10 protein-coding genes are annotated in these 11,455 nt (G+C 56.4%); 4 read left to right on the top strand and 6 right to left on the bottom strand.

The window, feature by feature from the left end; translation table 11 throughout:
- The first annotated feature begins 209 nt into the window (after positions 1-209).
- Positions 210-1,376, top strand: coding sequence for a GNAT family N-acetyltransferase (locus NTX71_04950; protein MCX6339251.1), 1,167 nt, complete (start codon positions 210-212; stop codon positions 1,374-1,376).
- On the opposite strand, the gene NTX71_04945 is transcribed toward NTX71_04950, so the two are convergent.
- A complete protein-coding gene (locus NTX71_04945; protein MCX6339250.1) occupies positions 1,353-2,306 on the bottom strand; it encodes a hypothetical protein in 954 nt (317 codons plus the stop codon). The genes NTX71_04950 and NTX71_04945 overlap by 24 nt on opposite strands.
- Positions 2,307-2,448: 142 nt before the next feature.
- Between NTX71_04945 and NTX71_04940 the strand changes: the two genes are divergently transcribed.
- From NTX71_04940 to NTX71_04930, 3 genes are all read left to right on the top strand, one after another.
- Positions 2,449-3,924 carry a pyridoxal-phosphate dependent enzyme gene (locus NTX71_04940; GenBank protein MCX6339249.1) on the top strand — a complete coding sequence of 492 codons (1,476 nt, stop codon included), beginning with the start codon at positions 2,449-2,451 and terminating at the stop codon, positions 3,922-3,924.
- A 225-nt stretch (positions 3,925-4,149) separates the two neighbouring features.
- Positions 4,150-5,475 carry a hypothetical protein gene (locus NTX71_04935; GenBank protein ID MCX6339248.1) on the top strand — a complete coding sequence of 442 codons (1,326 nt, stop codon included), beginning with the start codon at positions 4,150-4,152 and terminating at the stop codon, positions 5,473-5,475.
- 48 nt (positions 5,476-5,523) lie between these two features.
- Positions 5,524-6,471 carry a hypothetical protein gene (locus tag NTX71_04930; GenBank protein ID MCX6339247.1) on the top strand — a complete coding sequence of 316 codons (948 nt, stop codon included), beginning with the start codon at positions 5,524-5,526 and terminating at the stop codon, positions 6,469-6,471.
- 15 nt (positions 6,472-6,486) lie between these two features.
- Here the strand turns inward: NTX71_04930 and NTX71_04925 are convergent, their stop codons facing one another.
- The 5 genes from NTX71_04925 to NTX71_04905 form a co-directional block, all read right to left on the bottom strand.
- On the bottom strand, positions 6,487-7,779 hold the full coding sequence (locus tag NTX71_04925) for an alkaline phosphatase family protein (protein MCX6339246.1): 1,293 nt from the start codon (positions 7,777-7,779) through the stop codon (positions 6,487-6,489).
- Positions 7,780-7,950: 171 nt separating this feature from the next.
- Entirely contained in the window at positions 7,951-9,186 is a 1,236-nt protein-coding gene (locus NTX71_04920; protein MCX6339245.1) for a GTP-binding protein, read from the bottom strand.
- A 127-nt stretch (positions 9,187-9,313) separates the two neighbouring features.
- Positions 9,314-10,117 carry a sulfate adenylyltransferase subunit CysD gene (gene cysD / locus NTX71_04915; GenBank protein MCX6339244.1) on the bottom strand — a complete coding sequence of 268 codons (804 nt, stop codon included), beginning with the start codon at positions 10,115-10,117 and terminating at the stop codon, positions 9,314-9,316.
- A 114-nt stretch (positions 10,118-10,231) separates the two neighbouring features.
- Entirely contained in the window at positions 10,232-11,044 is an 813-nt protein-coding gene (locus NTX71_04910) for a hypothetical protein (GenBank protein ID MCX6339243.1), read from the bottom strand.
- A 217-nt stretch (positions 11,045-11,261) separates the two neighbouring features.
- A complete protein-coding gene (locus NTX71_04905; protein MCX6339242.1) occupies positions 11,262-11,447 on the bottom strand; it encodes a hypothetical protein in 186 nt (61 codons plus the stop codon).
- Positions 11,448-11,455: the final 8 nt, after the last annotated feature.

The raw sequence follows: 11,455 nt of genomic DNA, 5'->3' as shown, positions 1-11,455 counted from the left end.
CAGGAAACGGGCTCGGGATGGAGCAGCAGGCAAGTCACGAGTGCTGGCGTGAACGGAGCAAGCAGTTGAACCCGCGCATGCGCGAGGGAGGGACCAGATCATGTCTATTGACTCCGCGCCTTTGATGGGTGACCCATTACTGCTTGTCAAAAATCGCTGCTCTATCCTGGTGGATTACGCCACAGATCCACCTCGCTATGCTATACTAAATGCAAATGATGGCAATCCCATCTGACACGTCCGTGCGGATCGTCCGTCGCATCAGCGAAATAGACAGGGCCGAATGGGCACGCATATTCCCCCCCACGCCTGAGGGCTACGACTTCTATAGGACAATCGAGCAGACTCTTTCCCGGCAGTTCAAACTTCTCTATATACTTATCTACGAGGGAGCAACTCTCCAGTGCCTCGCTCCGTGCTTTATAATGGAATACTCGCTCGATACCACCATATCAGGCCCGCTCAAGCATTTCCTGTCGCTCATCCGCTGTTTCGTGCCACGGCTGCTTAGCGTCCGCGCCGTGATATGCGGATCTCCGACGAGCGACGGGAGGATCGGGATCGCAGACCTCAGCAGATGCGAGACTCTCATCGGGGCAGTTGTAGGGGGGATGCACGCCGTCGCGCTGAAAGAAAATATTCGCATGCTCGCCTTCAAGGATTTCTGGGGTCGTGACGCGTACCTGATGAAGCCGCTCGCGAGACTCGGCTTTCACAGAATAAGGAGTTTCCCCTTTGTCAAGCTCGATATCCGTTTCGAGTCGTTTGAGAACTACCTCCGCTCCTTGAGCAGGGCCACCCGCAAAGACCTGAAAAGGAAATTCAAAAAAGTTGACGGGAAAGTCCATATCGAAATGGAAGTGCGGAACGAGGTTGACGACCTGCTGGACGAGGTGTACGCGCTCTATCTTCAAACACTCAAAAAGAGCGATGTGATATTTGAGACAATACCAAAAGAGTTTTTCCGGGAAATACCACGAAACATACCTGAATATGCAAAGTGCTTCTTGTGGCGCCTCGATGGGAGGCTCGTCGCGTTCGTCTTCTGCCTCGTGACAGAACACACCCTCTTAGACAAATATATAGGAATGGACTATAGCGTCGCCTACAAATACCATCTGTATTTCATCACCTTCCGTGACATCCTGCGGTGGTGTATCGCGCATGGGATCCGGCGGTATGAAAGCCCCCAGTTAGGTTATGAACCCAAAAAGCGGCTCGACTTTACCTTCATTCCTGATTTTGTCTACGTGCGACACGCTAACTGTGTATTAAATTCTTTCATCGGCCTCGCATGCGCACTCCTCAAACCGGAGAACTTCGACCCCGTGCTGCGGCGTATGATAAAAAAGCTAATGGGGACGGACAAGTCCTGACTGGCGCGCCAGAAGCGTGACAAGCTCTATATTGGTGGCCTCGTTCACCGCGCTGATGATATTTCCGGTCTTCATCCATGCGCTGAATCGTCGCGGATGGTCAAGCCAGGCGTACAACGACCTCACCGCCCCGCGCACCTTCACGGGCGAGTAATCCCCCGTCACGTCGCATCCCACAATATCACACTCCTGCCTGATGAGGTCGAGCAACGCACACACCTCGTCGAGATCGAAATGCCCTTCCTCCCAATTCGTCAACGCGTACGCCGCCTTCAGGCAATCCTTGTCGATGCTGACGTACACACGCCGCGAGGGGAGCCGCGCTATCACGGAGCTGAAGAAGCCCGAGAGGTCACGGCCCCTCAGTTCCTTCCAGCACAGCCTGGTGCAGAATCCCCACTTCCTCGCTCCCACCGAATCATTTCCCGCCACGCGCCTGAATACGACTCTCGTCGGACCGTGTATGTATGGATAAATCTCAAGCCTGTTGTTCTCCAGGGAACTCAGATCCGCGGCCTGTATCCAGCCAGAGGAAATGTCCCTGGATGCAACTCCGAGGATTATAACCCTCTCCACATTACTATTTTCTAAAACGTGTGTCACCCATGAGCCGCAGCCAAGCCAGGGGGGAACGAGATGCCAATCCGGGTGATGGTCAAATACGATGACGGTGAGGGGCTCCTCGAACTGGTCAACCAAGAGCTTTGTGACGTGGTGAAAATCGCCCGATCCAAGGAATGTCACCGCGCCTCTTATCTCCGGTTCCAATATTTCACTGATTCTCGCCGCCGTATTTTTACTCATCCATACCCGAGCGGAGGGCCCGATGTCCGTCAGGTCCACGATGGCCGGCTGGAACCGGTCAATGAAGCGGTGCTGCGCCACCACGCTGTTGTCAAAATTGAGTATTCGCACCGGTTGTGAAGTCATGGTTCAGTAGATTATAGCACACAATTCACGGCCGACGTCGCAACCCGTAAAACCCTTTGACTTGCAGAGCCCCCTGTGTTAGCGTAGTCCCCCTTGGCGTCCTGGATTATACGAGGATACTCAAGAGACACGGAGGAGTTACATGATTGATCTGACGATTGACAAAAAGAAGCTCGAACGGTCAGTTCAGAGGTGCAAGGAGCGCAACATCATCATTCCCACCTTCAAGGAGCAGAGGAACCCCGAATCTGTACCGGACAGAATAAAACAGCGGCTGAAGAAAATCGGTCTCTGGGATTTCGAATCGACCAATCTCTTCAGGATCACCTGGAAAAACGAGCCAGTCCCGAAGGGCGGGCTCTTCGATGGCGTGAACTACCTGGAGCTCCCCAAAGAGCTCACCGGCACCGACGCCAGAATTATCTGCCTCGTCGGCAAGTGGTTCCCCACCGGCGCGCACAAGGTGGGGGCGAGCTTCGGCTGTCTCGTCCCAAGGCTCGTCACGGGGCAGTTCGACCCGACATCACAGAAAGCGGTCTGGCCGTCCACCGGTAACTACTGCCGTGGAGGCGCCTACGACTCACACCTGCTCGGCTGCGAATCCATCGCCATCCTCCCCGAAGGGATGAGCAAGGAGCGGTTCGAGTGGCTGAAGCAGGTGGCGGGCGAGGTCATTGCCACCCCCGGCTGCGAGTCCAACGTGAAGGAGATCTATGACAAGTGCTGGGAGCTCCGCAAGACCCGGAAGGACAGCATTGTCATCTTCAACCAGTTCGACGAGATGGGCAACCACCTCTGGCACTATGAGATTACCGGTCACGCGATGGAAGAGGTGCTGAGAAAGGAAATGAAGAAGGCCGACCGGTACGCGGGCGTCGTCCTCACCACCGGAAGCGCGGGAACCATCGGGTGCGGCGATTACTTGAAGAAGTTATTTCCCACGAGCAAGATCGCCGCGGGCGAGGCGTGGCAGTGCCCGACGCTCCTGCTCAACGGCTTCGGCGGCCACCGGATCGAGGGGATCGGCGACAAGCATGTCCCGTGGATACACAATGTGCGCAATACCGACATGGTGATCGCCGCGGATGACGAGAACTGCATGAACATCATCCGCCTCTTCAATGAGCCCGTCGGGAGAAAGTACCTCCAGAAGCAGGGATTGCCAAAAGAACTGACCGACAAACTGGATCTGATCGGCATCTCCGGCGTGGGGAACATCCTCTGCTCGATCAAGTTCGCCAAGTACTACGAACTCACGGAGAGGGATATCGTTCTCACGGTGCTCACCGACTCGATGGAGCTCTACGGCAGCCGCATCATGGAGCTCCGAGAGCAGTTCGGGGAGTACACGGAACTCGATGCCGCCAGGGATTACCACCGCTACCTCATGGCGCTCACGACTGACAGGATGATCGAGCTCTCCTTCTACGACCGGAAGAGGGTCCACAACCTCAAGTACTACACCTGGATCGAGCAGCAGGGCAGGGAGCTCAGCGAGCTCAACGACCAGTGGTACCGGTTCCCTGAATACTGGGAGGAGGTCCACGCGCAGGTGGATCAAATTGACGAGCTCATCACCGAGTTCAACGAGCGGACAGGCCTGCTGAAAATACTCTGATCCCTTTACAGCGTGTAGCCAGTCAAGGTGCGGTCTCCCGCACCCCTTGTCACCACCGCCTTCCGATGGGGCATTCTGCGTTATTACTATCCCTCCTCATGCTGCTCATCTATGTATTCGGCTCGCTCCGGGGAGCAGTTAGAAATTGCACATGAGTCGCGATGGTGCTATCATTGCGCTGTGGTCTGCAGGGGGATTCCAACCTATAGCCGAAGGGGGTGTAACATGAAGAGTTTCATACTGTTGCTGGTTTTATCATGTCTTATATGTGTAAGTCACGCGAGAGGGCAGGAGATAGGCACATGGCAGGCAATTGCAAATCTGAATACCGCCCGCGGAGGCAACTGCGTCGCCTATTCAGCTGTGACAGGAAAATTTTACGCGTTGGGCGGCAGGGATCATCCCTCCGGTTCTACAACGAATATCCCGATTGAGGAGTACGATGTCGCCAACAACACGTGGACGAACAAATGCAATCTGGCTGCCGGCGTTTCCAGCGCAGGCGCAGCGGCGGTCGGCTCATATATCTATATCGCGGGCGGTCTTGATGATGCCAGCGCGCCCAGTGCTGTGCTGCAAAGGTTTGACCCTGCCTCAAATTTCGTCGTTACTCTGGCGTCTATGCCGGCAGCAAACAATTCTCATGCAGTCGCCGCGATCGGAAACAAGATCTACGTGCTCGGCGGCTCATCTACCGCCGGTACTGCCGGCACCACTGACTATTGTTATGATATCACCACCAACATCTGGACAAGCGGGGCGGCCTTGCCGACGGCGGTGCGTAGGGTGGGCGGGGCGAGCGACGGCACCTACGTATACGTCATCGGTGGTACAGATGCAGGGGATAACAAAATCAACTTCGTGCAGCGATACAATCCAGCGACGAATACCTGGAATATCGTCGCCCCGCTGACGACCGCACGCAGCGGTCCTGCAAGCTTCTTTGACGGTAAACGTATATGGGCGGTGAACGGCGAAGGGGCGACGTTCCTGGCCAGCACGGAGTACTATCTCGACGGGGCATGGACAGCCGGGCCCGATACTTTGAATGCCGCGCGGAGCGAAGGGGCTGCATACAGTGTCGAGAAACAGCTCGCGATCAAGGCCGGCGGATTAGGGGGTGCGCCAGTGGATGTCACAAACAAGGCAGAGAAGCTCTCCATCGCTCAGCCCACTTCCACTCCGACGCCCGGCCTCAGCATGACGCTCAGCAGCAGCACGCCGGCGGCGGGGAGTCACTTCACCGTTGACGTGACGGTGCAGCCGATTATCGAGACATTCGATGCCTGGGGTATGATCATAAAAGAGGGCGGAACACCGTCTTATTCGTTCCGACTCAGTAATCCGGGCTCGCTCTACAGCGGCGCACGGGCGATGGCCACCAATGTCCACGGGCTCACGACTGTCTACACGAAAACGCTCTGTTCCGTGAATATCCCCGCGGGCGTTGCCGGCAACACGTACACGGTCATCGTGGAGCTCGTGCCAGCCGGGGTGCCGCTCATTCCCATCGGCAGCTACCACGCCGAGCAAACGGTGACGGTGCACTGAAATCATCATGCCCACTGCGGCATCCGCTTCTAAACGGCGGGAAGTGACATGAGTCAGAGATTTGATCTTGGCATCGCCTGGGAGTGGGAGCACGATAGTGACTTCATTTCCGTCCTGGTTCGGAAGTGCCAGGAGCACCAGATCTCAACCTGCATCGTCAACCCTGCCAATCTCGCAGACATCGCGCCCAAGGTTTTTTCAAATGAGCTCATGTTTTCTGCTTTTTTTGACAGGGCTTCCGATATCCGCAAAGAGTTCACTCCGCTCGCTGACCACCTGATAAAAAATAGTATCCCTTTTATCAACTACCCCCGTGATTCGGAAGAAGCGTGCAACAAGGCCTCGATGCACCTGCAGTTTATCACCCACGGCATAAACGTACCCTATACGATCATTCTCCCCGTGTTTGAACACGACGGCCCCACCGAGGATATCCTTAAACTGGAGAATGTCGGCATCCCCTTTATCATAAAGCCCGCTCATGGCGGCGGCGGGGATGGGGTGCTTCTCGGAGTAAAATCCCTCGCGGAAGTGATGGCAGCGAGGAAGGACTACGTCAATGATCAGATACTCATTCAGGAAAATATCGTGCCCTGCATCCTGGATGGGAAAAAGGCCTACTTCCGGGTCTACTACGCAGGGGGAAATGTGATCTCGTGCTGGTGGGATCCTCAGAAGCACGTATCCGAAAGGCTCTCACCGGACGATTGGGCGAGGCATGGGCTTCAGGAAATTGACCGGATTGCCACTAAAATCCATGATATTTCCAGATTGAATTTTTTCTCCACGGAGATAGCTCTCACGGAGACAATGAAATATATATCCGTGGATTACATCAACGAGCCGTGCGACATGAGACTGAAATCAAAGGCGTGGGACGGCGTGCCGGACGAGGTGGTTGAACTCGTCTGCGATTCACTTGCGCAATTTACAGCCCGCGCGATCGGCCACGAGGATGCCGGGAGCACCCACGACCATCCCTCCCCTCTCCCCTAGGCAGGCGTAGTTTGTTTACTCCTTCTCGGCGATGCCCTTCTCTATGAGGCTGCGGACGTCACCCACCCATGGCTGAGTGGGAATCTCTGATTCACGCAACTGGCCTGACCGCACAAAGAGAAAGGCGTTATCCTGCGTGTGGGACCCCGTGAATACACCCCTTGTGGTGAGCTGATTCGCCACCAGTCGGGCTTTCAGGTCAAAGCCCCGCTGGGGGAGAATGACCAGGTCAGGTGCGCAGTCGGCACACGGCCCCGAAAAGATCTCCTCACCCCTGCATATTCGCCGCACCACGGGCCGGCCATCCACGATGAGCCCTTTGAACGCCGCTTCAAGATCCTCCACGACCCTGGCCCTGTCCTCTCGCTTCACGCAGCCTCTCGGATAGCTCCCTGCCATGTGCACGTAGATCCGCGCCGGGTCGAGGGCAAATGCCGTTGATCCCTCCCCCACCCCATCGAACGAGTCGGGAGAGGGATTCACTATGTTGAGGAATCCCCTCTCCTTCAAAAAATGGTTTATGTTGATTTCTTTTTCAATTACTCCAAAACCGTGATCGGAGAGCATCATGAAGAGATCGTCATCCCGCAGCCGCCCGTATATCTCACCGACAACTTCATCTATCCTCCGGAAGTGGCTGCGGAATGCCTCGTGATAGATGTGACCTTCCTTCTCAAACGCCTCGAATAGAAAATGGCTGAGGCGGTCGGTGCTGGTGAAGACGAGGAAAAAGAGGTCCCATTCCTCATTCTCCCAGAGGTAGCGAAAGGTCCTGATCCTCGCCTCGAGCGTCTCCTCGCAATCGCGGAGAAACGCGGCCATGTCCGCATGGCCCTTCAACGCGTCCACGTCTATCCGGTAGCCGAGCTCCATCAGCTTCGGCACGAGGCTGTTGGGATAGACCGCCCGCCCGATGTCAATGGCGACGAAACCGGAAATCATTATCCCGTTGAGCTGGCGGGCGGGATACGTTCCGGGGATGTTCACGATGACGCATCGCCGCCTGGGGCTTTCTTCCCAGAGGGGCGCCGCCTTGAGATCATTGAACGTGGGAAACGCAAAGCGATAGGTCCCGGGCGAGAGATTCATGAACCCATAAATGCCGTGCTCACCGGGGTTCTTCCCCGTGATCGCCGTGCTCCAGGCCACGCACGAGACATCCGGGATGGAGGATTCCATCCTCCTCATCGTGCCGGATGGAAGTATCCTTCCTATATTCGGCATCGTCCCGTCTGCCGCGAACCGTACGATCAGCTCGTGGGGGACGCCGTCAATGCCGATGACGACAGCCCGCTTTCCCATCGCCATGTCATCCCTCTCTGATATCCCCTCTCCTTATTTTACTTTTAAACCACTGAAGACGCTGAAGTCACTGAAAGAACATCTATTTTTTAATTCAGTGCATTCAGTGCCCTCAGTGGTTATTCCCCGAATAATCCGCTCAATCCGCCCAATCCGCGGTATCAAACACCGTGGAAGCTATCCGTGCGTGATGATTCCGCCCGCGACGATGTCATTCCCGCGCTCCAGGACAAAACGGCCGAGCTCCGGGATGAACGAGAAGAGCTCAAATGCCAGCGGGCGCCCTGTTTCGATGAGTATTTCACCGACCTCGTTTTCACCGATGGCGCGCGCGCGCTCCTCGATGGTATCGAGCGTCGAGGAATTGATTCTCCTCCGTATCTCCTTGACCACGCACCGCCGCTCCTGTGTATTCGCCCTCAGCGCGAGCGTCTCGCTGATGTCGAACCCTTCAGGAGACATCCAAAAGATATTCGCCGTGAGACTGCGGCTCAACATCGGCACGTTGCCGGAGGCACTGAGCATATCCCCCCGCTTCACTGCGCCGTCCCCCGAGATGACGAGACCGATGCTCTCACCCGCTTCCGCCGAATGCCGCTCCTTGCCGAACTCCAGGACTCGCGCCACGGTCACCTTCCGTTTTTCAGGGAGGAGCAGGAGCTCATCCCCCTCGGCGAGCCTGCCCGACTCAACCCTCCCCACGACTATCTTCCCACCTTCACGCTCATAGACATCCTGGACGGGCATCCGGAGCGGCCTCTCGTGAATATCCTTGTCTTTCTCCAGCGCATCGAGGGCCTGGAGGATGGTCGGGCCGGTGTACCAGGGCATTTTCCCTGAACGGGAGGCGAAGTTGTCGCCCCCGGTGCCGGAAACCGGTATGACGAACGAGGGAACAATTTCCAACCTCTTGAGGAAGGCGTGGATCTCGCCGCGGACTTCCTGAAACTTCTCCTCGCTGTACCCGACGAGGTCCATCTTGTTCAGGACGAGGATATTCCTTCTCAGGTTCAACATGCCGAGGATATACGCGTGCCGCGTGGTCTGCTCCATCACCCCCTCGCGCACATCGATGACCAGGATTGACGTCTCCGCCTGGCTCGCCCCGGTAATCATGTTCTTCATGAACTCCTTGTGCCCCGGCGCGTCGATGATGACGTAGTCCCTGCCCGGCGTCCTGAAAAACGTCTGGGCGGTGTCGATGGTCATTCCCCTCTCCCGCTCCTCGCGAAGGTGGTCCATTACGAATGCGAACTCGACGGGCTTCCCCATCTCCTCGCACGTCTTCCTGATGACCTCCATCCTGTCAGGGGATATGGATCCAGTGTCGTACATCAGCCGCCCGATGAGCGTGGACTTCCCATGGTCCATGTGCCCCACGATGACGATTTTCATACTCTCGCGCTTTAACATAATGATACTCCGGATCGTATTACGTATCTCGTATTTCGTATCTCGTAACGAGCTGGTTGTGCCTGTGCTGCGGGCTCGATGCTACGAAATACGAGATCCGAGATACGATACACGTGTTGCTCTTTCATCACATGTAGCCGAGCGCCCGCAGCTTCTGCATCGTGTACGCGTCTTCCTTGTCCTGGGCCCTCCCCGACCGCTCGGAGACATCTGTCGTCTCGATCTCGCGGATTATCTTGTCGAGCGTGTCAGCATCAGAAGCGACAGTGGCGCAGCAACAGGCGCAGCCGATGGAGCGGTACCGGGCGCCGTTTTTCGCGAAGTAGAGGCTCACGACGGGGATATTTTCGCGCTTGATGTAGCGCCAGATGTCGAGCTCGGTCATGTGCAGGATCGGGTGGACCCTCAGGTGATGGTGCCCCTCCGCGCTGGATTTGAACTGGTCCCAGAGCTCGGGGGGCTGGTCCTGGTAGTTCCACTGGAACTGCTCGTCCCGCGGGGAGAAGTAGCGCTCCTTGGCGCGTATCCCGTGCTCGTCCCTGCGGATGCCCAGGAGGATCGCGTCGAGCTTTTCTCGCGCGATGAAATCCTTCAGCGCCCGCGTCTTCAGTGCGTGGCAGCAGTCGAGCTTGGACCCCTTGTTCGGCCCCATCCCCTCCCCGAGAGCCTTCTCGTTCCTCGCGACCTTCAGCGTGAAACCCCACTCTTTCGCGTAACGGTCACGGAACTCGTAAATCTCCTTGAACTTGTACCCCGTGTCTATATGAATGATCGGGAACGGTATCTCGCCAAAGAACGCCTTCCGTATCATCCAGAGCAGCGACGTGGAGTCTTTCCCGATCGACCAGAGCATCCCGATGCGGGGGAACCTGCTGTAGGCTTCCCTGACAATGTAAATTGTTCTGCTTTCGAGTTCGGTGATGTAATCCAATTTTTACTCCTCACACCATGAGGTTTGAACCGTGTGAGCTGTTTGAATCGTTCAAGCAGTTCAAACCGTTTAAGCCGCGGTCGCCTCGTGCTCTGTGTCCTCCGTGGTGAACAACTAAAATTCAACTCCCATAAAACGTTTGAGAAGCATACCAAAGACGACCGCCATCAGGAAATAGGCAATGCTCCAGTGCACCTTGATACCGAACAGATTTACCCGGGCGGACCGATACCCCACCGACACGGAATACACCGGAGAATCGGCGGGGAGCGGCTGCTCGCCCGGATTGATGAGACTGTTTATGAACGACTCCTGTGCGGTAACGGGGTACCGCCCCCGCACCCGGCTGTCGATCACGATCTCTTTCTCAAGGGTGAGGCCTCCGATGCCGAACTCAAGATGCTGCTCGCCATGCCCCTCGACCCTGACCCGCCAGTCCACCTCGTCGCTCGCCGGGATCAGCAGTGGGGGCGTCTCCACCCTCAGTCCGGGCGATGCAGTGAGCGTCGCTCCCCCCGCCATCATACCATTGGATGTTTTTAATGATACGATGAGACTCTCTCCAGTGCGCGGGGCTTCGTATCCATATCTCAGCTGCATCTGGACGCAGGCGAGCGCGATCGGCACCAGCACCACCGCAAGCGGGATGAGCGAGCAACCGACGTACCGGACGGAACACGCGCAGACATTCCCCAGCGACCTGAGCACCTGGACGGGGTCATCCCTGAACAGGTAGATGCCCAGGAAATGCCCTTGGACCTGCTTCTTGAGCCGCGCGATCGCCCTCTGGTTTGATACCCACTTGTACACCATGAGGATGAAAATCGCGGTGAGCAGGGCCAGGAATGCCACTCCCCATACCGGTGCCATTTGCCTGAAAGGGAAAAGGACAAGATCGAATACCTTCGTCAGAGCATCAAATGTCATAGTCATAACAGTTTGAGTTCATGTACTATGTCATTCCTGCGCAGGCAGGAATCCAGCAAAAAAGCTTTATCGCTGGATCCCCGCCTGCCTGCGCGAAGCCGCTCCGGCATAGGCAGGCTTTCGCGGGGATGACAAATGCACCTTCCATACCTATTTCATAGAATGACTAAATTCTGCACCAGATGATCAAAACATAAAAAACATCCGCATCTCTCGCCTATGAAAGATACCCGAGGCCGCGCAGCTTCTCCTTCACCTTCTCAGCGTCATCGCCCGCGCCGATGCCGGCGACGGCTTTTTCGAGCACATGCGTGATGAACTCCTCCGTGCCGGAATAGCCTGCCGTCGCGGCGCACTTTTCCAGCTTGCCGTACAGGTCGTCATCTACCTTGATTTTTACCACTGTATCAC

The sequence above is a fragment of the Candidatus Auribacterota bacterium genome (assembly GCA_026392035.1).
Classification (GTDB): Bacteria; Auribacterota; Tritonobacteria; order UBA1439; family UBA1439; genus JAPLCX01.
The sequence above is the reverse complement of the archived record's forward strand: the minus strand, read 5'-3'. Positions and strand labels throughout refer to the sequence as shown.